Consider the following 26,207-nt stretch of genomic DNA (forward strand, 5'->3'; position numbering starts at 1 on the left):
AAGCAGGTTTTGCCCCACCTTAAACAAGAAAAAGACCGCTTCACAAACCGCTGCCGACGTTTACCCTCGAGGAGTTGATCCATGAAAGCCTTGTTCTTGCTTGCGTCGCCCTTGTTTGCATGTCTGTATCTGCCGTTGCCGGCCCAGGCAGCGGAACCGGAATCCTGCGCCACGGTGCATTTCTCCGATGTCGGCTGGACCGACATCAGCGTCACCACCGCCGTCGCCAGCGAAGTGCTGGAATCCCTCGGCTACAAGACCAAGACCACCTTGCTGTCGATCCCCGTGACCTACCGCGCCTTGTCTTCAGGCAAAGAGCTGGACGTGTTCCTGGGCAACTGGATGCCCACCACCGAAAACGACATCAAGCCCTTCCGCGACGCCGGCACCGTAGAGACCGTGCGCGCCAACCTGCACGGCGCCAAATACACCCTGGCCGTGCCCGACTATGTCTACGACGCCGGGCTGCACGACTTTGCCGACATCGCCAGGTTCAAGGACAAACTCAACGGCCACCTCTACGGCATTGAACCTGGCAACGACGGCAATCGCCTGATCCAGAGCATGATCGACAAGGACGCCTTCGGCCTGAAGGATTTCAAGATGGTGGAGTCCAGCGAAGCCGGCATGCTCTCGCAACTCAAGCGCGCCACGCGCAAGAACGAGTGGATGGTGTTCCTCGGCTGGGAACCGCACCCGATGAACACCCGCAACAAGATGAAGTACCTCAGCGGCGGCGATGATTACTTCGGGTCGAACTACGGCCAGGCCACGGTCTACACCAACGTACGCAAGGGCTACCTCCAGGAATGCAGCAACGTCGGCCAACTGCTGCAGAACATGGAGTTCAGCTTGACCATGGAGAACCAGTTGATGGATGCGGTGCTGAACCAGAACCAGAAACCACGGGCGGCGGCCAAGGCTTGGTTGAAGGCCAATCCCGAGGTTTTGCAGGCGTGGCTGGTCGGGGTGAACAGCCGGGATGGCAAGGATGGGTTGGCGATGGTTAGCTCGCGGTTGGCGAGTCAGTAATCATTTACTTGTCACATCTCTTTCGTCAGTAACGCCGCCTTCGCGGGCAAGCCCGCTCCCACAGGATATGTGTCGAACAGATTTTTCTGCGAACGACATAAATCCCTGTAGGAGCGGGCTTGCCCGCGAAGGCGTCAGATCGAACACCCCATATTTAACTGCCCCATATCAAATCAACCACCTGACGACCGGCAGCAAAAACCATTTGCCACAAAATATTACATACGTCATATTACAGCCATCATAATTAACCGCCGCCCTGACAGGTATCCCTCCATGACCAGCATGTCCACCGTAGAACCCGATCTGGACTCCCCGGTGAAACCGGCAAAACCTCCCCTGCTCAAACGCCTGCTGTTGCCAACAGTGGGCATCGCAGCACTGGTGCTGGCTGGTATGTATGGCGCGCATTGGTGGACCGCCGGGCGCTTCATCGAAGAAACCGACGACGCCTACATCGGCGGCGACGTAACGGTGATCGGGCCGAAAGTGGCAGGCTATATCGACGAAGTGCTGGTGGCCGACAACCAGCAGGTCAAGGCTGGCGACGTGCTGATCCGTCTCGATTCGCGCGACTACCGCGCCAACCTGGCCAAGGCCGAAGGCGCAGTGGCCGCCCAAGAAGCCCTGCTCGCCAACCTCGACGCCACCGAGCAACTGCAACAGGCCGTCATCGGCCAGGCCCGTGCCGGCATCGACGCCGCCGGTGCTGAAACCGCCCGCTCCCGAGACGACGATAGCCGCTACAAAAAACTGGTGACCACCAACGCCGTCTCGGTGGAAAGCGCCCAGCGGGCCAACGCCACGTTCAAGACGGCCCAGGCCCAAAGCAACCGCGCCCAGGCTGAATTGCTGGCCGCGCAGCGCCAGTTGAATGTGATCGACACCCAGAAACAACAAGCCCGGGCCGCCTTGATCCAGGCCAAGGCCGAGCGCGACCTGGCGCAATTGAATGTCGGCTACACCGAACTGAAGGCGCCGGTCGACGGTGTGATCGGCAATCGCCGGGCACGGGCCGGCGCCTACGCCCAGGCCGGCTCGCAATTGCTCTCGGTGGTGCCGACCAGCGGTCTGTGGGTCGATGCCAACTTCAAGGAAGACCAGCTGGCACACATGGTGCCGGGGCAACGGGTGGTGATCCGTGCCGACGTGCTGTCGGGGCAGGAATTCCACGGTCACCTGGACAGCCTCGCCCCCGCCAGCGGTTCGCAATTCAGTGTGTTGCCGCCGGAAAACGCCACCGGCAACTTCACCAAGATCGTGCAGCGGGTGCCGGTGCGGATTCACCTCGACCCGGCCGACAGTGTGCTCGGCCACCTGCGTCCGGGGTTGTCGGTCACCGCTGAAGTGGACACGCGCAAGGAGCCTGAAGCGCCAGCCGTGGCCAGCGCGCCATGAGCCGCGCCCTCGCTGCCCCGGCGCAACCGTTCAATGCCGCGAACATGGCGACGGCGACCAAGGTCTTTGCCTTTGCCAGCATGTGCATCGGCATGTTCATTGCGCTGCTGGATATCCAGATTGTCTCGGCTTCGTTGCGTGACATCGGCGGCGGGCTCTCCGCCGGCACCGACGAAACCGCGTGGGTGCAAACCAGTTACCTGATCGCCGAAATCATCGTGATCCCCCTGTCGGGCTGGCTGTCCCGGGTATTTTCCACGCGCTGGCTGTTTTGCGCGTCGGCGGTGGGTTTCACCCTGACCAGCCTGCTGTGCGGCGTGGCCTGGAACATCCAGAGCATGATTGCCTTCCGCGCCCTGCAAGGGTTTCTGGGCGGCTCGATGATTCCGCTGGTGTTCACCACGGCCTTCGTGTTCTTCACCGGCAAACAACGGGTGATCGCCGCCGCGACTATCGGCGCGGTGGCCTCATTGGCACCGACCCTCGGACCGGTGATCGGTGGCTGGATCACCGACATATCGTCCTGGCACTGGCTGTTCTACATCAACCTGGTCCCCGGCATCTTTGTCGCCGTGGCCGTGCCGATGCTGGTAAAAATCGACCAGCCGGAACTGTCGCTGCTCAAAGGTGCGGACTACTTGAGCATGGTGTTTCTGGCGCTGTTCCTCGGCTGCCTGGAATACACCCTCGAAGAAGGCCCGCGCTGGAACTGGTTCAGCGACCGCACGATCCTGACCACCGCGTGGATCAGCGGCCTGGCCGGGCTGGCTTTCATCGGCCGGACCTTGCATGTGGCCAATCCGATTGTCGATCTGCACGCCTTGAAGGACCGCAATTTCGCCCTTGGTTGTTTCTTTTCGTTCGTCACTGGGATCGGCCTGTTCGCCACCATTTACCTGACGCCGCTGTTCCTCGGCAGGGTGCGTGGCTACGGAGCGCTGGACATTGGTCTGGCGGTTTTTTCCACCGGGGTGTTCCAGATCATGGCGATTCCGCTGTATGCCTTTCTGGCCAATCGCGTCGACCTGCGCTGGATCATGATGACCGGCCTTGGGCTGTTCGCCTTGTCGATGTGGGATTTCAGCCCGATCACCCATGACTGGGGGGCCAAGGAGTTGATGCTACCGCAAGCCTTGCGCGGGATTGCCCAGCAACTGGCGGTGCCACCGACTGTGACCTTGACCCTCGGCGGCCTGGCGCCGGCACGGCTCAAGCATGCGTCGGGGTTGTTCAACCTGATGCGCAACCTGGGCGGGGCTATCGGCATTGCCGCCTGCGCGACCATCCTCAACGACCGCACCAACCTGCATTTCACCCGGCTGGCGGAGAACCTCAACAGCACCAACGAGGCCCTCAACCAATGGCTGTCCCAGGTCGGCAACAACTTCGCCGCCCTCGGCCAAGGCGTTGACACCGGGGTCACCGCCAGCCTGCATCAGCTTTGGTTACTGACCTACCGCGAAGCCCAGACACAAACCTATGGCGACGCGTTCTTGATGATCATGTTCTGCTTCATTATCGCCACGGCGATGGTGCCCCTGATGCGCAAGGTGCAACCACCGGCCGCGCCGAGTGCCGATGCTCATTGATGCTTGTACAGGTCAGGCCTGAGGCATTTTGCGAAAGCCAATGGCCAGGCGATTCCAGGCATTGATGGTGGTGATGGCGACGGTCAGGTCGACCATTTCCTTGGCATCGAACTGGGCGGTAGCCAGTTCATAGTCTTCGTCCGAGGCATGGGTCTGGCTGATCAGGGTCAGGGATTCGGTCCAGGCCAGTGCGGCGCGTTCACGCTCGGTGAAGAACGGCGTTTCGCGCCAGGCCGACAGTGTCGCCAGGCGACGCTCGGACTCACCACCTTTGCGTGCATCGGCGCTGTGCATGTCCAGGCAGAAGGCGCAGCCGTTGATTTGCGAGGTACGCAGCTTGACCAGTTCGATCAGGTTTTTTTCCAGCGGCAGCTTCGACACCGCTGTTTCCAGGGCGATCATCGCCTTGAGGGCATCAGGGGAAGCAGTGTAGAAATCGATACGGGTTTTCATGGCGTGCTCCAGGGCAAGTGGGTGTGTGACTACGTTAGTCCCCCGGCCGGTCTACACAAATAGCCAATCTTTCAGAAGTCGAGGAGGCCATTCAAACCCGATTGCGCAACCACTGCAAAAAGCCCTTTTTCGCCTCCGCCACCGGCAGGTCCTGAGTCAGGGTTTTCGCCTTGTGCAGCCGGTAATCGAGCAAGGCTTTCATTGCATCGTTGATGTCATGACGGGCATCCAGGCACGGTTTGAGGTAGGACTTTTCGATGCGGTACAGGCCACAGAATGTCTTGGCGATAAACCGCGCAGGCAGCGCACTGTCGGTCAGAATACCCGCTTCGCCGATCACCTCCCCTGGCCCCATGCGGCCGGACTCGTATGGTGCTCCGTGGCGCATCAACGTTACCGAGATCACACCGGACTCAATGATGAACAAGTGATCGCTGACCTCTCCCGCTTCGAGGATCGCCTCCCCGGCACGGAAGGTTTGCAGGGTCATGTTCTGGCTGAACGTGTCTTTCTCTTCCAAACGCAAGGTGGAGAAAATCGGCGAGCTATCCAGCAACGCCCGTTTGCGCGTCGAGTTAACCGGTGGATTGGGCTCCACGCTCGACAACAAATTGACCCCGGATGCCTGCAAGTGCCGATAGGCCAGATCGTAAAGCTGATTGCGCACTGAACGTTTCTCGTCCATCGATGCGACAAAGCCACTGATTTCGTAGACCACCCCGGTGTTGCTGGCCGTTTTCAGGCCAACGCTGGGCGACGGGGTATCCAGCAGCGCACTGCAACCTTGCATGGCCCGTTCCAGCGCGTCGATTACCGTGTTCGGCCTCGCATGGGGGCTCACTTCCAGGGATACGGAAATACCGAACATGTCGTTCGGCCTGCTGAAATTGATGATTTTGGCCTTGGCTGCCAACGAGTTGGGAATCACTGCCATGCAGCCCTGGGAGGTTTGCAGGCGTGTGGCACGCCAGTCGATGTCAGTCACCTTGCCTTCCATGCCGTCGATAGAGATGTAGTCATCCAGTTGATAGGGTTTGGTGGTGTTCAGGACGATCCCGGAGAACACATCGCTGAGGGTACTTTGCAAGGCCAGGCCGACAATGATCGCCAACGCACCGGACGTCGCCAGCACGCCCTTGACCGGCAGATCGAGTACATAGGCCAGGGCGGCAATGATCGCGATCAGGAAAATCACCGCACCGAGCAAATCCTGAAGCAATCGCCCGGTATGCCCCACCCGTTGCATCATCACCGCGCCGATCAGCACCGTCAGCATCCGCGCGCCGAACAACCACCAGCCGATCTGCAAGCCGGTGGCCGCCAGGTGCAACGGTACGTTGTCGGCCCAGGGCGGCGGCTCCATCGGGTTCAGGCCTTCGTTGAACAGCAGTAGGCTGTATAGCGCGAAAATCGTGACCCGCAACAGAAGCTTCCAAGGGTTGCGGTTGTCACCGATTAAACGCCACAACCCGAGGTCGATCAGGATCAGCACCATGGCGCAGATCAATGGGTGTTCGGTGAGGAAAGACAGCATCAAGCAACTCCAGCCAGGGCTAATAACACGAAGATCGCACAGATTGGCCATAGTGTAGGAGCAATTGATTTGGCGGGATGAACACCCTCCCAAAAACACCACAAAACCAATGTGGGAGCGAGCCGGCTCCGGGCGGCGTTCCGACGAAGGCGGCCTGACAGTCACTGAAACAGTGTCTGTTCTACCGTCATCGCGAACAGGCTCGCTCCCACAGGGGAAAGCGTGTTGGCTGGATTACTTGCTATTGGCCAGCGTGCTGTAGCTGGTCATCAGGTTGCGGTAATCCGGAATATGGTTGGAGAACAGCGTGGCCAACCCTTCGATATCGTTGCGCCAGTCGCGGTGCAGTTCACAGGCCAGGCCGAACCAGGTCATCAGTTGCGCGCCCTGAGCGGTCATACGGTTCCACGCCGATTCGCGTGTCAGTTCGTTGAAGGTGCCGGACGCGTCGGTGACCACGAACACCTCAAAACCTTCGGCCAGGGCCGAAAGCGCCGGGAACGCCACGCACACCTCCGTCACCACACCGGCGATGATCAGTTGTTTCTTGCCGGTAGCCTTGATCGCCTTGACGAAATCTTCGTTGTCCCAGGCGTTGATCTGGCCCGGGCGAGCGATGTACGGCGCGTCCGGAAAAAGTGCCTTGAGCTCGGGCACCAGCGGGCCGTTGGGACCGGTTTCGAAACTGGTGGTGAGGATGGTCGGCAGCTTGAAGTACTTGGCCAGGTCAGCCAGGGCCAGCACGTTGTTCTTGAATCGATCCGGGTCGATGTCGCGTACCAGTGACAGCAGGCCCGCCTGATGATCAACCATCAGAACCGCGGCGTTGTCCTTGTCCAGACGCTTGTAGGAAGTAGTCATTGCAGTAGTCCTCGCGTGTTATCGATGCCGAGTGAAAATCGGCGTGGGGTCACTGGTCAGCGCTGGGAGTCCAGCACCTCGTGTTCGTTCGCCACTTGCTGAGCCTTGAGGTAACTCTCGATCAGCAATTGATAATGCGGCATGGCCTGGGCGTAGACAGCGGCCCACTGCTCGGCATCCGGACGGTTCCACGAGCCTTGCAGCTCAGAGAGCGTAGCCATGATGTCGATCGGCACCACCCCGGCCTGGGCCAAACGGGCAACGGTCAGATCAGTGGCCAGTTTCGAGTGGTTGCCGGAAGCGTCGACCACGGCAAACACCTTGTAGCCTTCATGCACCGCCGCGATGGACGGGAACGCCAGGCACACGCTGGTCAAGGTGCCGGCGATCACCAGGGTTTTCTTGCCGGTGGCTTTGACCGCCGCGTGAAACTCCGGGTTGTCCCAGGCGTTGATTTCACCTTTGCGCGCCACGTACTGCGCATGGGGTGCGGCCTCGTGGATTTCCGGGATCAACGGCCCGTTCGGTCCCTGGGGAACGGAAGCGGTGGTGATCACCGGCATCTTCAGCAGGGTCGCGGCCTTGGCCAGGGCAATGGCGTTGGCGCGCAGTTGCGGCACGTCCATGTCCTTGACGATCTGGAACAGTCCGCTCTGATGGTCGATCAACAGCATCGCGCTGTCATTGGGGTCGATGGTCGGTTTCTGGCCGTTGAAGTTGGCCGCGTAGACAGTGTTCATGTGCGTTTCCTCTTTCTTTTGGGCAACAGCCATCCCTGGCCTGAGATCCGGCCTACTCGTCCTGTGTAGAGTCGGGTTGGAGAAGCGCTACGGATTAACCGTGCATCCGGCCGAAGCGGCCGGACTGGAAGTCGGCGAAGGCCTGGTGGATTTCTTGCTCGGTGTTCATCACGAACGGCCCGTGACCGACGATCGGCTCGTCGATCGGCTCGCCGCTGAGCAACAGCACCACTGCGTCTTCGCTGGCTTCGAGGGTCAACTGATCGCCCTTGCGGTCGAACAGGGCCAGTTGCCCCTGGCGCACCGATTCCAGGCCGTTGACCTGAACCGTACCGCGCAACACCACCAGTGCGGTGTTGCGCCCTTCATGCAGATCCAGGGTGAGCAATTTGCCGGCATTCAAACGAATGTCCCACACGTCGACCGGGGTGAAGGTGTGCGCCGCGCCCTTGTGACCGTCGAACTCACCGGCGATCAGGCGCAGGCTGCCGGCGTTGTCCTTCAAGGCGATGCTCGGGATGTCACGGTCGAGAATCGTCTGGTAGCCGGGGTCGGCCATTTTGTCCCTGGCCGGCAGGTTGACCCACAGTTGCACCATCTCCAGGGTGCCACCGCTTTTGGCGAAACCTTCGGAGTGAAACTCTTCATGCAGGATCCCCGAGGCCGCGGTCATCCATTGCACATCGCCGGGGCCGATCTTGCCGCCACTGCCGGTGGAGTCCCGGTGCTCCAGTTCGCCCTTGTAAACGATAGTCACGGTTTCGAAGCCACGATGAGGATGCTGACCAACGCCACGTCGCTCGCTGGTCGGGGTGAATTCAGCGGGGCCGGCGTGATCCAGCAACAGGAACGGGCTGATGTGCTTGCCCAGGTTGTCGTAGGAAAACAGCGTGCGAACCGGAAAACCGTCGCCGACCCAATGGGTCCGTGGACTGGTGTAGATACCGATGATGTTTTTCATGGTGTCTCCTGATGAGGTGAGTGAAGCCATGGACAAAGCTTAAAACCGTGACCTTTGCTGCGCTAGACTGCAAAAATCAGCTTTAGCGTTCTATTTGGAGAACGATGGTGGAAGACCTCAACACCCTCTACTACTTCACCCAGGTGGTGGAGCATCACGGTTTCGCCGCGGCCGGCCGGGCACTGGACATGCCCAAGTCCAAGCTCAGCCGACGCATCGCCGAACTCGAAGAACGCCTTGGTGTGCGCCTGCTGCACCGTACCAGCCGGCATTGTTCATTGACGGAAATCGGCCAGGCCTATTACCAGCGCTGCCTGGCCATGCGGGTGGAGGCGGAAAGCGCCGCCGAACTGATCGAGCGCAACCGCTCCGAGCCTCAGGGCCTGGTGCGTGTCAGTTGCCCGACGGCGCTGCTCAATTCCTGGGTCGGGCCGATGCTGACCCGCTACATGCTCAAGTACCCGCTGGTGGAATTGTTCATCGAGAGCACCAACCGTCGGGTCGACCTGATTCACGAAGGCTTCGACATTGCCCTGCGGGTACGTTTTCCGCCGCTGGAGAACACCGACATGGTGATGAAGGTGCTGGGCAACAGCACCCAGAGCGTAGTCGGCAGCCCGACCTTTTTATCGCGCCTGTCGACACCGGCCTCCCCGGCCGACCTCAGCGGCTTGCCGAGCCTGCACTGGGGCGCGGCGCAACGCGAATATCAGTGGGAACTGTTCGGTGCCGACGGCAGCACCGCGATGATCCGGCATGCACCACGGATGGTCACCGATGACCTATTGGCCTTGCGCCATGCGGCGGTCGCCGGGATCGGCATCGTGCACCTGCCCAGCGTGGTGGTGCGCGATGAAATCGCTGCCGGGCAACTGGTGGAACTGGTGCCGGGCTGGGCACCGAAGAGCGGTGTCATCCATGCGATCTTCCCCTCGCGCCGGGGCTTGCTGCCTTCGGTGCGCACGTTGATCGATTTTCTCGGGGAGGAATTCAGTCGCAGTGATATTGCTTGAGGGCAGCTACAAGCTTTTAGCTGCAAGCGGCAAGTTGATGGGGGGCAAGGCTTCGGACCGAGTCACGGCCTTCGCTGGCAAGCCAGCTCCTACAGGGCTTGCGCAAACCTTGTAGGAGCTGGCTTGCCAGCGAAGGCGTCGGATCAGATACCGACACCAAACCGGACTGCCACGGATTCATGACTTTCGGTAAACATTGCTTTGCCGATCCAGCGGTTTTTCTCACGGATGCAGGCGCGGATACTGCCGCCCATTCCCACTGCAACCTCTGGAGTCATTGATGTCTATTCCCGCCTTCGGCCTGGGTACCTTTCGCTTGCAAGGCCAGGTGGTCATCGATTCGGTGAGCACCGCCCTGGCGCTCGGCTACCGGGTGATCGATACCGCACAAATCTACGAGAACGAAGCCGAAGTCGGCGAGGCTATCGCTGCCAGCGGCATCGCCCGGGAAGAGTTGTTCATCACCAGCAAGATCTGGGTCGCCAACCTGGCCGGTGATCGCCTGATCGACAGCCTGAAAGAAAGCCTGCGCAAACTGCAGACCGACTACCTGGACCTGACCCTGATCCATTGGCCGTCGCCGGACGATCAAGTGCCGGTCGAAGAGTTCATGGGCGCCCTGCTCGAAGCCAGGCGCCTGGGCCTGACCCGGCAGATCGGCGTGTCCAACTTCACCATCGACCTGATGAAACAGGCGATCGCGGCCATTGGTGCCGAACACATCGCCACCCACCAGATCGAACTGCACCCCTACCTGCAAAACCGCGAGGCCGTCGAGTTCGCACGCAGCCAGGGCATCGGCATCACCTCGTACATGACCCTGGCGTACGGTGAAGTCCTCAAGGACCCGCTCATCCAGCAGATCGCCGAGCGCCTGCACGCGACACCGGCGCAGGTCACCCTGGCCTGGGCCATGCAATCGGGTTACGCGGTGATCCCGTCTTCCACGCGCCGGGCCAACCTTGAAAGCAACTTGAAGGCTCGCGAGCTGACCTTGAGCGAGGCCGACATGGCCTTGATCGCTACGCTGGATCGCGGCCATCGCTTGACCAGCCCGAAAGGCATCGCACCTAATTGGGATTGAGCCTCAATCCTGCTCCAGACGCTGGTCCAGGCGGGCCATGGCTTGCTGCAACTGGTCGACGGCGTCGTCGATCAGTGCCGCGCGGCCGTCATTGCACGCCCGCTCCAGTTGTTCGCAACACTCGACCAGGCCCAGCGCTCGCACCATCAGCGCCCCGCCCTTGATCCGGTGTGCCAGCTCCTGCAAACCCGGGCGATTGCCGCCGGCGTGCAAGGCCAGCAAATGCACGCGATCCTCGCGGTTGGTCAGCGCCAGGTCGTGCAACAGTTGATCGATCAGCTCACGGTCCGCATCCGCATAGCGCTCCAGCCCGCTCAAATCGAACTCGGCGAAGCCAGGGTCGTCGATTGCCGCTGGGGGGGCACTGGGAAACCGCTGGGCCAGCCACGCCTGCAAATCCACCAGGCGAATGGGCTTGAACAGGCAATCGTCCATGCCCGCGGCCTGACACCGGGCTTTCTCCTCGGCCTGCGCATTGGCGGTAAAGCCCAGAATCAGCGTCGGCGACAGCCCCTGCCCCCGCTCTTGCTCACGTATCGCGCCCGCCAATTCGTAACCACTGAGCACCGGCATATTGCAGTCGGTAATGACCAGATCGAACCCGAGCCCTCGCCACTGCGCAAGCCCCTGCGCCCCGTCTTCAGCCAGCACCACACGATGGCCCAGGTAGCTCAGCTGCCGCGAAAGCAACAGACGATTGGCCGGATAATCGTCGACCACCAGAATCGACAACGCCCGGGTCGTGAGCTGCGCCGGATCCAGGGGCTTGCCCCCCGCTGGTAACGCTTGCAGGGGAGGCAGCACCAGGCTGATGTCGACCCGCGTCCCGCGCCCAGGCTCACTGTCGAGCTGCAAGCGGCCGCCCATCATTTCGCACAGGGTACGACTGATCATCAGGCCCAGGCCGGAACCTTGCCGGGCGCTCTGCTGGCTGTTGCCCGCCTGCACGAACGGGCTGAACAGGCGTTGCTGGTCGAAAGCGCTGATGCCGATGCCGCTGTCTTCGATCCGTACGCTGACGGCGAGCTGCGCCGGGGCTTGAGGCCGCACTCGCAGTGTCAGGCTCACCTGGCCTTCCCGGGTGAACTTGATCGCATTGCTCAGCAGATTGGACAGCACCTGTTTGAAGCGCGTGGGATCGAGCATCACGTCGCGGTCACTGTGATCGTCGAGCTCGACCCGCCACTGCAGATTCTTCTGTATCGCCAACCCTTCGAAAACCCGGCAGACCGACGTCACCAGCGCGTGCAGATTGACCCGCTCCGGTGCCAACGACAAATGCCCGGATTCGATCCGGGCGACATCCAGAATGTCGCCGATCAAATCCAGCAACTGCTGCCCGGCGTTGGAAGCCACCTCGATGGCGGCGCGGTCGGTCTCCCCTTCGTCGGCCCGTTTCAGCGCCAGTTCGAGCATGCCGATCAATGCGTTCATCGGCGTGCGGATTTCATGGCTCATGGTGGCCAGGAACGTAGTCTTGGCCCGGTTGGCGTCGTCCGCCGCATCCTTGGCTTCCTGCAATTGCCCAAGCAATTGCTGACGCTGGCGTATCTGACGGCGCTGCCAGACGATCCCGGCCAACGCGAGCAGCAGCAAGACACCCGCCACCGCAAACGCCTGCACGATCGCCTGCCGGTGGCGCAGCCAGTAACTCTGCTCGACCATCGAGTCATAGCGCCAGGGTTGGGTCAGCTCGTCAATTTCCTCGGGAGGGATGCTCAGCAGCGCCTTGTCCAGAATCGAATGCAGTTCAGTCGCCTCGCGACTGGTTGCCAGGGTGCTTCGGGCGGGATCGGTGCCCACGGTACTGGTCACTTGCAGACGATCGCGATACTGCCGGGAAATCAGGTAACGGGCGCTGATCAACGAGTTGATGCCGCCATGGGCCTTGCCCTGGGCAACCATTTCCATGGCGTCCGTCGACAATGGCGCATCCACCGGCTGGATCAGCGGGTAATGCTGGCGAAGGTACTCGCCAGCAATGTTGCCCTGGGTCAGCGCTAACGTTTTTCCCGCCATGTCATCCAGCGTTCTGGGGCTGTCCGCAGCCGCGCGGGTCACCAGCACCGAAGGGCTGCTCAGAAACGCGCGGGTGAACAACAGTTCATCTTCACGCGGGGAACTAAGGCCGATACCGGCCAGCACATCGATCTGCCCGCTCTTGATGCCGGCTATCATTTCGGCCACCGACCTCATGCCCCGGATGTCAAACTGCAGCCCGGTGCGCAAACTGATTTTCGCCAGCACATCGACGCCAATACCGCGAAAATGGCCTTCGCTGTCGATAAATGAAATCGGCGGGATATTTTCGTTGATCGCGACCTTCACCCGCGGGTGGCGTTCGAGCCAGTGTTGTTCGGCCACGCTCAACTGCAATGACTGGGTGCCCGGAATAGACACCCCGTTGGCCCCCCAGCGACGCAGGATGTTCATTTGTTTATTGGTGGTGATGGCCGCCAGCGCCTTGTTGACAATACGCAACAGCGAATCGTTGTCGCGGGCCAACGCAAAGGCAAAACGCCCGGACTCCATGGGCGAGAAGTCCGTCAGTTGCACGTTGTTCAGGTAGTTCTTGCTGATCAGATAGTGAGCATTGATCGCATCGCCCAGATAGACATCGGCCTGGCCGAAAGCCACGGCACCAATCGCCGCCAGTGTCGAGGGAAATAGCTGGACCTGCGCTTTGGAATAGAACTGTTGCACGCTGTATTCGGGCAAGTAGTGATACAGCATCACCAGCCGCTTGCCGGCCAGTGTCGGATCGAGCACCGGAGGGAAATCGGTACGCGTGACCAGCACCGGTTGATCGACCGCATACGCGCTGGACATCTGTAGCTGTGGATCTTCGGCTTCAAATCGATTGGCCGTTCCCAGCAGGTCCGCCTGCCCTTCCTTGATGGCCTGTACCGCATCGGCCCGCGACGGATAACGTTGAACCTCAATGACAACGTTCAACAATTGTTCGAGCAACCCGGCGTAATCGGCTGTCAGGCCTTCGAACACCTTGCCCGCCGTGTTGAACTCGAAGGGTGGATAGTCCGGCGCCGAGACAGCCAGCACCAATCGGCCCTTTTGCTGCAGCCAGCGCAACTCGGTTTCCGACAACCTGACGCTCATACCTTCGGCACTCGAGCGTCCCAACAGGGTCAACGACTGTTGTGCACAGACCGTCGATGCCCAGAGAAGAAGGCCGATCAGCAACCCGCCTGCCAGTCGTCGGAGAGCGTTCATTCAGATCAAATGATTGCGCAGGGCGAAATCCCTCAAGTGCACCGACGAGCTCACGTTGAGCTTGAGGATGAGTCGGGTCTTGTAGGTACTGACGGTCTTGTAGCTCAGGTGCATGATCTCGGCGATTTCCAGGTTTTTCGAGCCCCGGGCCAGATACTGCAGAATGGTCAACTCACGATTGGAGAGACTGTCGATCAACTGCTTTTCACTGCGTTGCAAATCCCCCATCGACACGGAACTCGAGGGGAGCTGGGAGAAATAGGTGTAGCCGGCCATTACGGAGTTCACCGCCGCCTTCAAGTCATCCAGGTCCTTGCTCTTGGAAACATAGGCAACAGCCCCGGCACGCATGCAGCGGTCCTGATAGAACCGGGCCTCCAGCGAGGTGAACACCACCACGCGACATCGCGTGTTTTCGGCCTTGATACGGTCCATCACCTCAAGCCCCGCCACACCGGGAAGGCCCAGATCAAGCAACAGGACATCCGGTTGATGTTCCCGGATCAACGCCAGGACCTTATCGCCTCGGGAGGCCTCGTAAATCTGCTCGAACCCTTCACCCTTGAGTACGAGTTTGATCATGGAGCGAACCACCGGATGATCTTCCACAATCAGTGCTGACTTCATGACTACTCCCGTGCAAAACAACACGATCGGGCAAAAAATGCCCTCCAGATACCGCAGCGGTTGGGCACAACGCTGCGCATAGACTTTTGCATGGAGGGCTGGAAGGAACTACCTGACAGAAATGACAGTTCCGACAAACGGCAACCGACGGTCAACGACGCTCATCAACTGCGTAATTGACGCAAGGTCAGGCAGAGCGGCCTGGCTGAGCTGGACTTTGCCCACGACTGGCTGCAACTGCGTCTGCTGTTCATTGAAGATAAACGCGTGATGGACCTGCGGGTTATTGGCAAAGTAATTGAACAGGTCCAGCGCTCCGCGGGCCATCGCCTCATTGACGAGCACCAGATCCAGAGGCTCGCAACCGTACTCCACCAGTGGAAGGAGCTCGTCGAGGCTCTGAACCGGTGCCACCCGGAAGTAGCCGAGCTGGTTGAACAGCCGCTCGATCCGCAGGCGGTTGAAGTGCTGCGCATCGGCGATCAGGATGCGCAAGGATTTGTTCGGCAAGGTGACCTCCAAAAGGATGTCGGTTTCAAGAGGTCGCAAAGCCTACGGAAGACCGCCCTAGGTTTATGTAGGAATATTCCTAAATAAATGCCGGTTAGTCTGACTCGTGCCAGGGAAACCCTGGCCTTTACTCCGTGGTACTCGGACTCCAGAACGCCTGCACCACCAGGGTCGACGTCGAAATCCGTGCCACCAGCGCATCCAGTTCATCGCCATCGACCGAGGTGGTCGCCAGGGTGGCTTCGATTTCAATTTCATCCGTGCCGAAGGCGTGCACATCGACATCGCTGGCCGGATAGTTGCAGCGCGCAAGCTCAGCTTCGAGCAAGGCCAGCACGGTTTTCTGCTGCGTACGTCGGGCAATGACATAGACGATGTTGGTGACTTCCGTCGAAATCACATCCAGCGGCTGACGGTTGATGTTGTTGACGATTGGCCGCAGCAGCGTGTTTGCCGCGAGCACAAACAAAGTGCCAAGCAGCGCCTCGGCCAGCAGGTCGGCACCGGCGCAGGCACCGACCGCCGCCGAGGTCCAGAGCGTGGCGGCCGTATTGAGGCCGCGCACATTGCCCTCTTCGCGCATGATCACCCCGGCACCGAGAAAGCCGATGCCGGAAACCACGTAGGCTACGACCCGCACGGCGCCTTCGGCACCGGCGAGACGGTTGGCCATGTCGACGAAAATCGCCGCGCCCACCGCCACCAGCACGTTGGTGCGCAACCCGGCGGTGCGCTGCCGGTACTGGCGCTCGAAACCGATCAGGCCACCGAGGATGAAGGCCGCGCTGAGGCTGACAAGGGTGTCGAGCAGGGAGGTCAGGTTGAGGTTGTTGATGGCTTGCATATGAAACTCCTTGAGAAACACACGTTGCCCCTGTGGCGAGGGGGCTTGCCCCCGCTGGGCTGCGAAGCGGCCCCAAAACCGCTTAACGCGGTGTTCCTGCAAGTAGCGCTTGCCGCCCTTGCGGTTGCTGCGCAACCGAACGGGGGCAAGCCCCCTCGCCACAATGCTCGCGGTGTTATTGCCAGCCAAACCGGCGAATGTAGTACCCCTTCACCGCCTGGGTCAGCGCCATGTACGCCAGCAGGATCACCGGCAGGAACACGAAGTACAGCGACGGCAACGCCTGCAATTTGAAGTAATGGGCCAGCGGTCCCATCGGCAGGAAAATCCCCACGGCCATGATCAATCCGGTCATCACCAGCAACGGCATGGCCGCGCGGCTTTGCAGGAACGGGATCTTCGGCGTGCGGATCATGTGCACGATCAGGGTCTGGGTCAGCAGCCCGACCACGAACCAGCCGGACTGGAACAGGGTCTGGTGATCCGGGGTGTTGGCATCGAACACGTACCACATCAAGGCGAACGTGGTGATGTCGAAGATCGAACTGATCGGCCCGAAAAACAGCATGAAGCGCCCGACATCCGCCGGTTGCCAGCGCTGCGGTTGCTTGAGCATTTCGTCATCGACGTTATCGAACGGGATGGCGATCTGCGAAATGTCGTAGAGCAGGTTCTGCACCAGCAGGTGCATCGGCAGCATCGGCAGGAACGGGATGAACGCACTGGCCACCAGCACCGAGAACACGTTGCCGAAGTTCGAACTGGCGGTCATCTTGATGTACTTGAGCATGTTGGCGAAGGTCCGGCGCCCTTCCAGCACGCCCTCCTCCAGCACCATCAGGCTCTTTTCCAGCAGGATGATATCGGCCGCCTCCTTGGCGATGTCCACGGCGCTGTCCACCGAAATACCGATGTCGGCGGTGCGCAGGGCCGGGGCGTCGTTGATGCCGTCACCCATGAAACCAACCACATGGCCGTTGCCCTTGAGCAGACGGACGATGCGTTCCTTGTGCGAGGGCGTCAGCCTGGCGAAGACGTTGGTGGTCTCCACCGCCTTCGCCAACTCGGCATCGCTCATGCGTTCGATGTCGTTGCCCATCAGCAGGCCCTGCTGTTCCAGGCCGACCTCGCGGCAGATTTTCGCCGTCACCAGTTCGTTGTCGCCGGTCAGCACTTTCACCGCCACGCCATGGGCGGCCAGAGCCTTGATAGCCGGTGCGGTGCTTTCTTTCGGCGGATCGAGAAACGCTACGTAACCGATCAGCGTCAGTGCCTGTTCATCGGCCAGGCTGTAGGTGTCGCGGCCTTTGGCCATTGGCCGTGCCGCTACCGCAACCACCCGCAAGCCCTCGGCGTTGAACGAGGCAGTGACCTGGCGGATTCGCGCCAGCAGGTCTTCGGTCAAAGCTTCATCGACTTCGCCGTGACGCACCCGCGAGCACACCGCCAGCACCTCTTCCACCGCGCCCTTGCAGATCAGCAGGTGCGGTTGATCGCGCTCGGCGACCACCACCGACATGCGCCGGCGGGTGAAGTCGAACGGAATCTCGTCGACCTTGCGAAACGCCGTGCCGACTTTCAGCTCACGGTGGATTTCGACATGTTCGAGCACCGCCACATCCAGCAGGTTTTTCAGGCCGGTCTGGTAGTAGCTGTTGAGGTAGGCCATTTCCAACACGTCATCCGAGTCGTTGCCCCAGACGTCGACGTTGCGCGCCAGGAAGATCTTGTCCTGGGTCAGGGTGCCGGTCTTGTCGGTGCACAGCACGTCCATGGCGCCGAAGTTCTGGATGGCGTCGAGGCGTTTGACGATGACTTTCTTGCGCGACAGGAACACCGCGCCCTTGGCCAGGGTCGAGGTGACGATCATCGGCAGCATTTCCGGGGTCAGGCCCACGGCAATCGACAGCGCGAACAGCAACGCTTCGGTCCAGTCGCCCTTGGTGAAACCGTTGATGAACAACACCAGCGGCGCCATCACGAACATGAAGCGGATCAGCAGCCAGCTGACTTTGTTGACCCCGGTCTGGAACGAAGTCGGTGCCCGGTCGGTTGCGCCCACGCGCTGGGCCAGGGCACCGAAATAGGTGCTGTTGCCGGTGGTGAGGATCACCGCCATGGCCGTGCCGGACACCACGTTGGTGCCCATGAACAGGATGTTGTCCAGGTCCAGGGGGTTGAGCGTATCGCGGTCCTGCTGGCGGGGAAATTTTTCCACCGGCATCGATTCGCCGGTCATGGCCGCCTGGCTGACGAACAGGTCCTTGGCGCTGAGCACCCGGCAATCGGCCGGAATCATGTCACCGGCCGACAGCACGATCAGGTCGCCCGGCACCAGCTGCCTGATCGGCAATTCGATGCGCTGCGCGCCGCGGTCCTCAAGGTCACGGCGCATCACCGTGGCGGTGTTGCTGACCATCGCCTTGAGTGCATCGGCGGCCTGGTTGGATTTGGTTTCCTGCCAGAAACGCAGCAAGGTCGAGAGTACCACCATGGAGAAAATCACGATGGCGGCTTTCATGTCTTCGGTCAGCCAGGAGATGACCGCCAGCAAGGTCAGCAGCAGGTTGAACGGATTCTTGTAGCAGTGCCACAGGTGGGTCCACCACGGCAGCGGCTGTTCGTGCTCGACTTCATTGAGGCCGAATTGCTCGCGCAGGGCATTGGCTTCGAGTTCGCTCAAGCCGTCGGTGTGACTGCCCAGGGTGTTGAGCAATTGACCGGTGTCGCTGCCGGCAGCGGCCACCAGGGTTTGCGCCAGGGTGGGCGGGACTTCACGGCTGACCGTGGTGTCAGTGAAGGTTTCCAGCAACGCCAGGCGGCGAAAGTGCCGGGCGATGTGGCGGTTACGCAGGAAACCTGCGAAGAATTCCTTGAGGGTAAGTTTCATGGCTGGTGCCCCTTTGGTCAGCCGGGAAACCGTCGAGCAGGCAGGTCCACGCCGCTGCCGCCGGAACAACCGGCAAAGCAAGGCCTGGCGCGCCGGTCACGAATGACAGGCGTGTCGATAGAGCGGCGGCCACGACTAAAAGTCGAAACCACGCACTGTTCAGCGTCGATGAGAGGGGCGTCGGGACACGACCAGGATTGGCCATGAGCGGGATGCCGCTGCTCGCTTTTCGGCGAGACAACGGCACAGGAGACTGCGCGTTATCTTGCCGAGAAAATGCCGGTTACCGAGACCGGCCGACAACTGTCACTCGAACAAGTACCCACTGTGGGTCTCCGTAATGGATGAAAACGCGCGAAGCTTACGCCCCGATGTTTGGAGAGTAAACCCGATACAAAAGCTTGCCGGGGGAATCGCGGGGTTCTTCAGGAAGGGTTCAGGATTCAAATTTGGTGGTGTTTGTGATGGCCCCTTCGCGAGCAAGCCCTCTCCCACATTTTGACCTGTGTTCGCAGATCAACTGTGGGAGCAACTGTCTTCACCATGCCACTCGTCACCGCCATTCGGTGCCGTACCGCAACATGGCATTCAGCCTAATCAGTAAGACCCGCATGCAGGCGATGAGCGCGACTTTCGCGCTCTTGCCTCGCTCCCGAAGAGCGTCATAACGTGCCTTGAAGTCAGGCTGATGACGGATTACGACCCAGCAAGACATGTAAAGCGCTCGATCAGATCGACGTCCACCACCGAGTAGTTGGTGTTGTGGTACTCGTTCACCAGTCGCTCGCGCTCGCTGTCGGGCTGCTGGAACACCAGGTCGGTGAACTCCGGCGAGAACACTTCGTTGACGAAGGGGCTGTCGTCGGCCGGCTTGAGTGCCGAGCCGCGCAGGATCACTGGGCGTCCCACTGGCGCATCCGCACACGGCAATGCTTCATGGCATTGACGATGTGCTTTTCGACCAGCGCACGGGAAATACCCAGTTGCTCGGCGATTTGCGGATGGGACAGGCCCTCGATCTTGCGCAACAGGAAGCTCTCGCGGCACAACCGTGGCAGCTCCGCCAAGGCCCGCTGGAGCATGTCCAGGCGCTGGCCGTGATCGAGGACCTTGTGCGGCGAAGGCGTGAAGTAGCGTTCTTCGCTGTCGAGTACGTCCAGCGGCTCGGCCCGACGTGAGGCGTTGCGTCGATGGTCATCGATGACCAGATTCAATGCAGTGCGATAAAGAAACGCCCGGGGCTGCTCGATCGGCGCTTCGCTGGTGCGTTCCAGCACGCGCAGGTAAGCGTCATGCACCACATCTTCGGCCACCTGGCGGTTGCCCAGCCTGGCGTTCAGGAAACACACCAGCTCGCGATAGTAGTTTTCCAACATGACTCCCGTCCGCACGGGGGTGCGGTTTCTGTCCTTGAGCCGGTTCGGCGACCGCTGAATCACACAGTGGCACGATAGTGGCAGTTCGAGTCGCGTAATTTATAGTAATTCTCATATAGATTTAAAGTACTGCTTCAACTTGCCCGATAAATTGTGCTGGTCTATGTGGGAGCGGGCCAGTTTTCCTCCCCCGAGCCGCAACTGCTGCTCAACGACAACGGTACCCGGCCGACCGTGGTCAACCATCTGCAACTGGACAACGTCAGCTACACCTTCCCGGCCGCACCGGGCAGTGATGCGTTTCGCCTGGGCCCGGTGAACCTGACCATCGAGCAAGGCGAGATCATTTTCATCGTTGGCGAAAACGGCTGCGGCAAGACCACGCTGATCAAGTTGCTGCTGGGGCTCTACGCGCCGCAACAGGGGGAAATCCGGCTCAAAGGTCAGGGCATCGATGCGCACAATCGCGACGACTACCGCCAGTTGTTCACCACGATTTTTGCCGATTACTACCTGTTCGATGACGTGGTCCAGGGCGAACAGCACATCCCCGAAGATGCCAATACCTACCTGCAACGCCTGGAAATTGCGCACAAGGTCAGCGTCAGGGACGGCAGCTTCACCACCACCGACCTTCCGCCGCATCTTCTACACCGAGCTGCTGCCGGACCTCAAACGCCTGGGCAAAACCATCATCGTCATCTCCCACGACGACCGCTATTTCGACATGGCCGATCAACTGGTGCGCATGGAATCGGGCCAGGTCGTCACCGAGCGCGCAATCGCCTGACCGTCGTTACCGCGCGCAGATCCTTGTTTTTTGAAGTTTGTTTTCCGGTTTAGCCAAAGTGGTACGTCTAATAATAATTATCATTAACTAAAACACTGCACACACCATTCTGGAGCGATTCGAGCAATGCAAAGCCTTACTCTGTCCCGCGCACCGTTGGCATTAGCCATCGAACGGCAAAAGAAATTCCGAACGGTCGTGCCGGGCGCGCTGCTGACCCTGTTGCTGCTGGGTACTGCCCAGGTCGAGGCAGCCCCGGTGAACGTCAATGTGCCGGCCCAGTCACTGGCCAGTGCATTGCGCCAACTGGGCCAGCAGACCAACCTGCAGATTCTCTACAGCCAGGACATGGTCAACGGCATCAAGTCCACGGCGGTGTCCGGCAACATGGAAGCGGAACAGGCACTGAAAACCTTGCTGCTGGGGAGCGGCATAAATTTTCAGTTGAATGGCAACACCGTGTCGCTGGTGCCATCGGCCGGTGACTCCAGTGCATTGCAACTGGGGGCGACGTCCATCACCGGCGTGGCGCTGGGGCCGACCACTGAAGGCACGCACTCCTATACCAGCGATGAAGTGACCATCGGCAAAGGCAACATCAAGGTCAAGGACATCCCGCAGTCGGTGTCCGTCGTCACGCGCCAGCGCATGGACGACCAGAACCTGAACAGCCTGCAGGACGCCCTGCGCCAGGTCACCGGCGTGACCATCAAGACCTACAACTCTGGCTCCAGCCTCAATGACATCTACATGCGTGGTTTCCTCGTCGATCAGGTGCAGGTCGACGGCGTCTCGCAACCCACCGGCCAGGGCGACATGGCCACCAGTTTCGACCTGGCGATGTATGACCGCATCGAAGCACTGCGTGGTCCGTCCGGCCTTTACCAGGGCGCGGGTGAACCCGGCGGTACGATCAACGTGGTGCGCAAGCGCGCCCTGAGCCAATTCGCCCTCGGTGGCGAACTGGCCGCGGGCTCTTACGATCGCTACCGTTCCATGGTCGACGTCACCGGCCCGCTGAACGATCAGGGCACCGTGCGCGGTCGCTTCATCGCCGCTTACGAAAACAACAAGTCTTTCGTCAACTACGCGCAGAACGAACGTCCGATGGTCTACGGTCGCCTGGAGTTCGACCTCGACCCGGCCACCACCCTGTCGGTCGGCGGCGCTTACCAGAAGAACAACTCCACCCCGGCCTTCGGCTTGCCGGCCTACGCCGACGGCTCATTGCTCGACGTGCCGCGCTCGACCTTCGTCGACGCCAAGTGGAACACCCTCGACGAAAAAGTCTGGGAAACCTTCGCCGAACTCGACCACGAACTGGACAACGGCGGTCAGTTCAAGACCACCCTGACCTACCGCGACGCCGAAACCCCGGAGCGTAACTTCACCTGGGCCGACGGCGCGGTCGACCCGGCCACCGGTGACAGCTGGGCCGTGGCCTACGACTACTACACCCACATCAAGACCATCGGTGTCGACAGCTTCGTCACCACGCCGTTCGAATTCGCCAATCGCTGGCACGAGTTCACCCTGGGCGCCGAGTACCAGCACCTGGACAAGGACTTCACCTACGGCGGCGGCGAGTACTTCCCGATCAACGTGTTCGACCCGGGCAGCATCGACATTCCCCACAACGACTATGCGCACGTCAACGGCAACTGGTCCAAGTCCGATCAGTACGGCGTCTACACCCGTGCCAAGTTCAACGTCACCGACTGGCTCGATGTCATCGGCGGCAGCCGCGTAACCTGGTACGAAAGCGATGCGAAGAACGCCAACGCCTTCTTCAACAACTTCGGCGAGGCCCACACCAGCATCAACCGCAAGGTCGTGCCGTACGGTGCCATCATCGGCAAGATCACCCCTGAACTGTCGACCTACTTCAGCTACACCGGCGTGTTCAAACCGCAGAGCGAAATCGGAACGGACGGCAAGCCGGTCGGCCCGCGCGAAGGCAAGCAGTACGAGATCGGCCTCAAGCGCGAATTCTACGACGGTCGCCTGAACGCCAGCATCGCCGCCTTTCGCATCTACGATGAAAACCGCGCCGAATACGACAACACCTCCGGTGCCTACATGACCGAAGGCAAGGCCCGCAGCCAGGGTTGGGAAACCGAGTTGAGCGGCAACCTGACCGACAACTGGAGCATCGTCACCGGTTACGCCTACACTTCCACCAAGTTCCTGGACGGCGATCAGGCCAACAAAGGCAAGACCTTCAGCACCATCACGCCCAAGCACAACTTCAACCTGTGGAACAAATACGAGTTCACCGACGGTCCGCTCAAGGACTTCAGCGTTGGCGGTGGCGTGCGTGTGGTCAGCGACACCTACTACCAGCGTGACGTGAAGTTCCAACAAGGCGGCTTTGCCATCGCCACGGCGCAGGTCGGCTACAAGTTCAACGAACACCTGTCGTCGACACTCACCGCCAACAACCTGTTCGACCGCAAGTATTACGACCGCGTCGATGCCTCCTGGGGCACCAACTTCTACGGCGACCCGCGCACCCTGACCCTGAGCCTGCGCGCGCAGTACTGACGGCCGGCAGCTTCCACCTGTAGGAGCGAGCATGCTCGCGATGGTCGTTAACGATAACGCGTGTTTACTGGTTGAACGCTGCGCCTATGAGTCCATCGCGAGCGAGCTCGCTCCTACAGTAGTGAGCCGGTTCCGTTTTCTGCTTGCGCGGCGGCCCTGAGCTGCTCGGTATCGACACGGACAAACGTGGAGTCCCCGACAGCAGTCAGGACATCCCCGGCGAAGACCTCACAGATGACGCGACTTTTGCGCCCGACCTCACCCTCGACCTTCGCCCGCAATGTCAGGACAACACCCATCGGGGTAGGCTTGATGAACTTGATGCCCAGGTTGCCGGTGACGCAGGTAATGTGGGGCAAGCTGCCCACTTCGCGCTGTTCTGCCCGGTAGTGATAAGCCATCGCCGCCCAGTTGGAATGACAATCCACCAGCATCGCGATCAAGCCGCCGTACACCAGATCCGGCCAGCCGCAGTACTTGTCATCGGGCAAATGCTGCGCCATGACATGCACCCCGTCTTCATGCCAGAAGCTCTTGATGTGCAGCCCGTGCGGGTTCTGGCTGCCGCAGCCATAACAAACGCCTTCAGGCGCGGCGATGTCTTGAAGCGAAGTGTCCAGCGAGGTCATACAGTGTTCGTCCTTAAGATTTAACCCACACATTTCGTTCGGCGCTCAGGCCACAACGCCAATATGAATCCGGACTTCCTCAGGGCCATCCCAGGATTCGAAGTCCGTGACGTAACGACGTAGCACCTGTGGATGCTGCTCAAAGTAGTTCCAGATGTCCACCCAGGCCTGAATGACCGCGGCGGGCATTGGGCCACGGGCTGCAAAGACCAGGTACTTGCCTTCCTGAACTTCGATGCTGTCGAAGTCCGCACTGGTCGTGGTCACGGGCACACCGGCCGTCACGTTGTACAAACCGTTGGCGTCAGATTCGTAGGTCGAGTACACGCCGACAATCGGCGCATCGGGTAGCCGCTCCGGGATCTGCTCGGCAACGCTGGCGGAAAAGAAGCGACCCCACAACCCGGGGATCTTCGCACTCTCCAGCCGTGTTTCATCCTGATTCATCGTTCGTACGGTCAGGCCTGATACGAGGAAGCGAGCAATATGTGCGATGTCGGGTTCCATTCCGGGATCTCCTGATTGAAGGCTTCAGATTAAAGCACAGCCTGAATCGGTGCGAGCGAGGTCGAATCGTTGTGCCTTGAAGCGGACCGGGTCACCCCGGCCCGCACCGCCGGATCAGTATTGGCAGAAGCGAATCCGATTGCCGAACGGATCGTGGACTTGCAACTCCTTGCCCCAGCCCTGCTGAACAATATCAGGGCGTCCGTAGCCGTAGCGCTTGCCCTGCAATTCATCCCTGAGCAATTCGATATTTTGCATGGGCACGAATACCGTCGAGCCCGGGCTGGCATCGCCGTGATGCTCGGAAAGGTGCAGTTGCAAGCCGTCGCGACTGATGCCCAGGTACAGCGGCAGATCAGCCTCGAAGCGGTGCTCGAACTCGACGCTGAACCCCAGGAAATCCAGATAGAACTCGCGCGCCTTGGTCTCGTCGAACATGCGCAATATGGGAATCGGCTTATCGAATGCAATGCTGGGAGTGGGTGGGGTACTTGCCTGGGCAAGCATCGCCGACGCGGTGTTCCAGTCCTTGTAGCCCAGTTGCTGCGCGACCAGTTCCAGCGCGATGGAATGGGTCACCACTTGATTGCGCTCCTCCAGCGAGGCGCGCAACTGCTTGGCCATTTGCTTGGCTTGCTCGATTGAAAACATGACTGCTCCTGTAGCCGAGATGCTCTGGTGCTCGCATTGCCAAACCTCGACCGTCAAGAGAGGTGACAGGGTTTGTAGAAGAAGGAAATGCTTTCACCTTTCCCAGCGGGAGCGAGCGGCGGGCAGCATCGGGCCGAAGCCGATCATACATAGCCGATACGGGATGCGGAAGATGTTCCCGGCAGTGCTTGTTTAGGCAGCCTACAGGTTACTTCATGAAAGCCACAACGCCTTGCGCCGTTGCCTACAGGTACGCCAGAATCCGCCGGCTTGTGCGCCTTGGGGGCCGTCGGTAACTTGATTCGGGTCACTGATTGTCAGTGATCGGGTTTAGTAGCCCGTGGTTACTCAAGGCGCATAGCCCATCAAACAGTCAGGCATCCCATCCCTGCACTTTATGGTGGCTGTGTGCAGGGCGCCCTCGGGCGCGCCGGCTCCTTGGGTCCCCGGTCTACTAACCTGCGCACAGCTACCACCCTTCTTATTAGTAGAGAAGCGGTGGTAGCTCATACTTACAGGACCCAAATCATGTTCAAAGTTACTCCGAATCCGCCGGAATCCGATCCGGCCTCCCCGTACGAAAACCCCGACTCCAAACAATTCCACGAAGCCGCCGAACGCGCGCTCAATCACTACCTCAACCCGGGCGCCAACATCATGGCCTCCCCGCGCAAACCCAGCTCCATGTTCATCGTCAATCCCGAACTCAGTACCGAAACCCTGCTGGTGCATGCGTGCGAATCGCTGGCTTCGGCCAATGTCATGGCCAACGATCTGGTGGATCATCTGCAGGGGACAAGTCGTTATGCGCTGTTGGGGATTGCGCAGGTGATCATGCTCGGGGAACTGGCGGTGAATCGGGCGCTGGATCGGCTTGATCCGCCTTAGTTATCCGAATCAGCGCAAAACAACCTGTGGGAGCGAGCCTGCTCGCGAAAGCGGC

At 60.3% G+C, this 26,207-nt stretch carries 22 protein-coding genes and 3 pseudogenes; 8 read left to right on the forward strand and 17 right to left on the reverse strand.

Annotated elements, in window-relative coordinates:
• Window positions 1-81: 81 nt before the first annotated feature.
• The 3 genes from AC3ITY_RS23300 to AC3ITY_RS23310 all read left to right on the forward strand — a co-directional run bounded on the left by AC3ITY_RS23300 (window position 82) and on the right by AC3ITY_RS23310 (window position 4,019).
• Window positions 82-1,032, forward strand: a complete 951-nt coding sequence (locus tag AC3ITY_RS23300) for a choline ABC transporter substrate-binding protein (protein WP_489305229.1) — start codon at window positions 82-84, stop codon at window positions 1,030-1,032.
• 276 nt (window positions 1,033-1,308) lie between these two features.
• A complete protein-coding gene (locus tag AC3ITY_RS23305) occupies window positions 1,309-2,430 on the forward strand; it encodes an HlyD family secretion protein (protein WP_489305230.1) in 1,122 nt (373 codons plus the stop codon).
• Window positions 2,427-4,019, forward strand: coding sequence for a DHA2 family efflux MFS transporter permease subunit (locus AC3ITY_RS23310; RefSeq protein ID WP_489305231.1), 1,593 nt, complete (start codon window positions 2,427-2,429; stop codon window positions 4,017-4,019). The genes AC3ITY_RS23305 and AC3ITY_RS23310 overlap by 4 nt, the downstream gene beginning before the upstream one ends.
• A gap of 12 nt (window positions 4,020-4,031) precedes the next feature.
• On the opposite strand, the gene AC3ITY_RS23315 is transcribed toward AC3ITY_RS23310, so the two are convergent.
• The 5 genes from AC3ITY_RS23315 to AC3ITY_RS23335 form a co-directional block, all read right to left on the reverse strand.
• Entirely contained in the window at window positions 4,032-4,472 is a 441-nt protein-coding gene (locus AC3ITY_RS23315) for a carboxymuconolactone decarboxylase family protein (RefSeq protein WP_489305232.1), read from the reverse strand.
• Between the two features lie 91 nt (window positions 4,473-4,563).
• Entirely contained in the window at window positions 4,564-6,006 is a 1,443-nt protein-coding gene (locus tag AC3ITY_RS23320) for a mechanosensitive ion channel domain-containing protein (protein WP_489305233.1), read from the reverse strand.
• A 234-nt stretch (window positions 6,007-6,240) separates the two neighbouring features.
• Window positions 6,241-6,867 (reverse strand): isochorismate family cysteine hydrolase YcaC, encoded by a 627-nt coding sequence (gene ycaC / locus AC3ITY_RS23325; protein ID WP_489305235.1) that lies wholly within the window; start codon window positions 6,865-6,867, stop codon window positions 6,241-6,243.
• Window positions 6,868-6,923: 56 nt separating this feature from the next.
• Entirely contained in the window at window positions 6,924-7,607 is a 684-nt protein-coding gene (locus AC3ITY_RS23330) for an isochorismatase family protein (RefSeq protein ID WP_110660420.1), read from the reverse strand.
• A gap of 94 nt (window positions 7,608-7,701) precedes the next feature.
• Window positions 7,702-8,568 (reverse strand): pirin family protein, encoded by an 867-nt coding sequence (locus AC3ITY_RS23335; RefSeq protein WP_489305238.1) that lies wholly within the window; start codon window positions 8,566-8,568, stop codon window positions 7,702-7,704.
• A 104-nt stretch (window positions 8,569-8,672) separates the two neighbouring features.
• Here AC3ITY_RS23335 and AC3ITY_RS23340 point away from each other — a divergent pair, with 104 nt between their 5' ends.
• Window positions 8,673-9,581, forward strand: a complete 909-nt coding sequence (locus AC3ITY_RS23340; protein ID WP_489305240.1) for a LysR family transcriptional regulator — start codon at window positions 8,673-8,675, stop codon at window positions 9,579-9,581.
• Between the two features lie 143 nt (window positions 9,582-9,724).
• Here the strand turns inward: AC3ITY_RS23340 and AC3ITY_RS23345 are convergent, their stop codons facing one another.
• On the reverse strand, window positions 9,725-9,859 hold the full coding sequence (locus tag AC3ITY_RS23345; RefSeq protein WP_477765172.1) for a hypothetical protein: 135 nt from the start codon (window positions 9,857-9,859) through the stop codon (window positions 9,725-9,727).
• Between the two features lie 2 nt (window positions 9,860-9,861).
• On the opposite strand from AC3ITY_RS23345, the gene dkgB reads away from it, so the two are divergent.
• Complete coding sequence (dkgB, locus tag AC3ITY_RS23350; protein ID WP_489305242.1) at window positions 9,862-10,665, forward strand: 2,5-didehydrogluconate reductase DkgB; 804 nt, start codon at window positions 9,862-9,864, stop codon at window positions 10,663-10,665.
• Window positions 10,666-10,668: 3 nt separating this feature from the next.
• Here the strand turns inward: dkgB and AC3ITY_RS23355 are convergent, their stop codons facing one another.
• The 8 genes and pseudogenes from AC3ITY_RS23355 to AC3ITY_RS23390 form a co-directional block, all read right to left on the reverse strand.
• Window positions 10,669-13,896, reverse strand: coding sequence for a transporter substrate-binding domain-containing protein (locus tag AC3ITY_RS23355; RefSeq protein ID WP_489305243.1), 3,228 nt, complete (start codon window positions 13,894-13,896; stop codon window positions 10,669-10,671).
• Entirely contained in the window at window positions 13,897-14,523 is a 627-nt protein-coding gene (locus tag AC3ITY_RS23360) for a response regulator (RefSeq protein ID WP_489305244.1), read from the reverse strand.
• Between the two features lie 108 nt (window positions 14,524-14,631).
• Window positions 14,632-15,033, reverse strand: a complete 402-nt coding sequence (locus AC3ITY_RS23365; RefSeq protein ID WP_223537532.1) for a chemotaxis protein CheY — start codon at window positions 15,031-15,033, stop codon at window positions 14,632-14,634.
• Between the two features lie 127 nt (window positions 15,034-15,160).
• Window positions 15,161-15,877, reverse strand: coding sequence for an MgtC/SapB family protein (locus AC3ITY_RS23370; protein ID WP_489305245.1), 717 nt, complete (start codon window positions 15,875-15,877; stop codon window positions 15,161-15,163).
• A gap of 175 nt (window positions 15,878-16,052) precedes the next feature.
• Entirely contained in the window at window positions 16,053-18,767 is a 2,715-nt protein-coding gene (gene mgtA, locus AC3ITY_RS23375) for a magnesium-translocating P-type ATPase (RefSeq protein ID WP_489305246.1), read from the reverse strand.
• A 553-nt stretch (window positions 18,768-19,320) separates the two neighbouring features.
• A pseudogene (locus AC3ITY_RS23380) lies at window positions 19,321-19,494 on the reverse strand (IS110 family transposase); the annotation flags it as partial.
• A pseudogene (locus tag AC3ITY_RS23385) lies at window positions 19,488-19,664 on the reverse strand (SidA/IucD/PvdA family monooxygenase); the annotation flags it as partial. The pseudogenes AC3ITY_RS23385 and AC3ITY_RS23380, both read right to left, overlap by 7 nt.
• Window positions 19,661-20,143, reverse strand: a complete 483-nt coding sequence (locus AC3ITY_RS23390) for a sigma-70 family RNA polymerase sigma factor (RefSeq protein ID WP_223456496.1) — start codon at window positions 20,141-20,143, stop codon at window positions 19,661-19,663. The pseudogene AC3ITY_RS23385 and the gene AC3ITY_RS23390, both read right to left, overlap by 4 nt.
• 177 nt (window positions 20,144-20,320) lie before the next feature.
• Between AC3ITY_RS23390 and AC3ITY_RS23395 the strand changes: the two are divergent.
• Window positions 20,321-20,933 (forward strand): annotated as a pseudogene (locus AC3ITY_RS23395) (ATP-binding cassette domain-containing protein); the annotation flags it as partial.
• Between the two features lie 126 nt (window positions 20,934-21,059).
• Window positions 21,060-23,477 (forward strand): TonB-dependent siderophore receptor, encoded by a 2,418-nt coding sequence (locus tag AC3ITY_RS23400; RefSeq protein WP_489305247.1) that lies wholly within the window; start codon window positions 21,060-21,062, stop codon window positions 23,475-23,477.
• Between the two features lie 113 nt (window positions 23,478-23,590).
• Here AC3ITY_RS23400 and AC3ITY_RS23405 read toward each other — a convergent pair whose 3' ends face one another.
• The 3 genes from AC3ITY_RS23405 to AC3ITY_RS23415 all read right to left on the reverse strand — a co-directional run bounded on the left by AC3ITY_RS23405 (window position 23,591) and on the right by AC3ITY_RS23415 (window position 25,264).
• Entirely contained in the window at window positions 23,591-24,106 is a 516-nt protein-coding gene (locus AC3ITY_RS23405; RefSeq protein ID WP_489305248.1) for a PaaI family thioesterase, read from the reverse strand.
• A gap of 45 nt (window positions 24,107-24,151) precedes the next feature.
• Window positions 24,152-24,613 (reverse strand): GyrI-like domain-containing protein, encoded by a 462-nt coding sequence (locus AC3ITY_RS23410; protein ID WP_489305249.1) that lies wholly within the window; start codon window positions 24,611-24,613, stop codon window positions 24,152-24,154.
• Window positions 24,614-24,727: 114 nt separating this feature from the next.
• Window positions 24,728-25,264, reverse strand: coding sequence for a glyoxalase superfamily protein (locus tag AC3ITY_RS23415; RefSeq protein WP_489305250.1), 537 nt, complete (start codon window positions 25,262-25,264; stop codon window positions 24,728-24,730).
• Between the two features lie 528 nt (window positions 25,265-25,792).
• Here AC3ITY_RS23415 and AC3ITY_RS23420 point away from each other — a divergent pair.
• Window positions 25,793-26,152 carry a DUF6124 family protein gene (locus AC3ITY_RS23420; RefSeq protein ID WP_489305251.1) on the forward strand — a complete coding sequence of 120 codons (360 nt, stop codon included), beginning with the start codon at window positions 25,793-25,795 and terminating at the stop codon, window positions 26,150-26,152.
• Window positions 26,153-26,207 lie beyond the last annotated feature (55 nt).

The organism is Pseudomonas sp. GL_091 (assembly GCF_057837725.1).

What these genes read in the sequence shown, in the direction of transcription:
- AC3ITY_RS23335 (WP_489305238.1), bottom strand. Translation starts at nt 8,568, where the DNA reads ATGAAAAACATCATCGGTATCTACACCAGTCCACGGACCCATTGGGTC.
- AC3ITY_RS23310 (WP_489305231.1), top strand. Translation starts at nt 2,427, where the DNA reads ATGAGCCGCGCCCTCGCTGCCCCGGCGCAACCGTTCAATGCCGCGAAC.
- AC3ITY_RS23415 (WP_489305250.1), bottom strand. Translation starts at nt 25,264, where the DNA reads ATGTTTTCAATCGAGCAAGCCAAGCAAATGGCCAAGCAGTTGCGCGCC.
- AC3ITY_RS23340 (WP_489305240.1), top strand. Translation starts at nt 8,673, where the DNA reads ATGGTGGAAGACCTCAACACCCTCTACTACTTCACCCAGGTGGTGGAG.
- AC3ITY_RS23355 (WP_489305243.1), bottom strand. Translation starts at nt 13,896, where the DNA reads ATGAACGCTCTCCGACGACTGGCAGGCGGGTTGCTGATCGGCCTTCTT.
- AC3ITY_RS23320 (WP_489305233.1), bottom strand. Translation starts at nt 6,006, where the DNA reads ATGCTGTCTTTCCTCACCGAACACCCATTGATCTGCGCCATGGTGCTG.
- AC3ITY_RS23410 (WP_489305249.1), bottom strand. Translation starts at nt 24,613, where the DNA reads ATGGAACCCGACATCGCACATATTGCTCGCTTCCTCGTATCAGGCCTG.
- AC3ITY_RS23315 (WP_489305232.1), bottom strand. Translation starts at nt 4,472, where the DNA reads ATGAAAACCCGTATCGATTTCTACACTGCTTCCCCTGATGCCCTCAAG.
- ycaC (WP_489305235.1), bottom strand. Translation starts at nt 6,867, where the DNA reads ATGACTACTTCCTACAAGCGTCTGGACAAGGACAACGCCGCGGTTCTG.
- AC3ITY_RS23360 (WP_489305244.1), bottom strand. Translation starts at nt 14,523, where the DNA reads ATGAAGTCAGCACTGATTGTGGAAGATCATCCGGTGGTTCGCTCCATG.
- mgtA (WP_489305246.1), bottom strand. Translation starts at nt 18,767, where the DNA reads ATGAAACTTACCCTCAAGGAATTCTTCGCAGGTTTCCTGCGTAACCGC.
- AC3ITY_RS23305 (WP_489305230.1), top strand. Translation starts at nt 1,309, where the DNA reads ATGACCAGCATGTCCACCGTAGAACCCGATCTGGACTCCCCGGTGAAA.
- AC3ITY_RS23405 (WP_489305248.1), bottom strand. Translation starts at nt 24,106, where the DNA reads ATGACCTCGCTGGACACTTCGCTTCAAGACATCGCCGCGCCTGAAGGC.
- AC3ITY_RS23300 (WP_489305229.1), top strand. Translation starts at nt 82, where the DNA reads ATGAAAGCCTTGTTCTTGCTTGCGTCGCCCTTGTTTGCATGTCTGTAT.
- AC3ITY_RS23330 (WP_110660420.1), bottom strand. Translation starts at nt 7,607, where the DNA reads ATGAACACTGTCTACGCGGCCAACTTCAACGGCCAGAAACCGACCATC.
- dkgB (WP_489305242.1), top strand. Translation starts at nt 9,862, where the DNA reads ATGTCTATTCCCGCCTTCGGCCTGGGTACCTTTCGCTTGCAAGGCCAG.
- AC3ITY_RS23420 (WP_489305251.1), top strand. Translation starts at nt 25,793, where the DNA reads ATGTTCAAAGTTACTCCGAATCCGCCGGAATCCGATCCGGCCTCCCCG.
- AC3ITY_RS23390 (WP_223456496.1), bottom strand. Translation starts at nt 20,143, where the DNA reads ATGTTGGAAAACTACTATCGCGAGCTGGTGTGTTTCCTGAACGCCAGG.
- AC3ITY_RS23345 (WP_477765172.1), bottom strand. Translation starts at nt 9,859, where the DNA reads ATGACTCCAGAGGTTGCAGTGGGAATGGGCGGCAGTATCCGCGCCTGC.
- AC3ITY_RS23400 (WP_489305247.1), top strand. Translation starts at nt 21,060, where the DNA reads ATGCAAAGCCTTACTCTGTCCCGCGCACCGTTGGCATTAGCCATCGAA.
- AC3ITY_RS23370 (WP_489305245.1), bottom strand. Translation starts at nt 15,877, where the DNA reads ATGCAAGCCATCAACAACCTCAACCTGACCTCCCTGCTCGACACCCTT.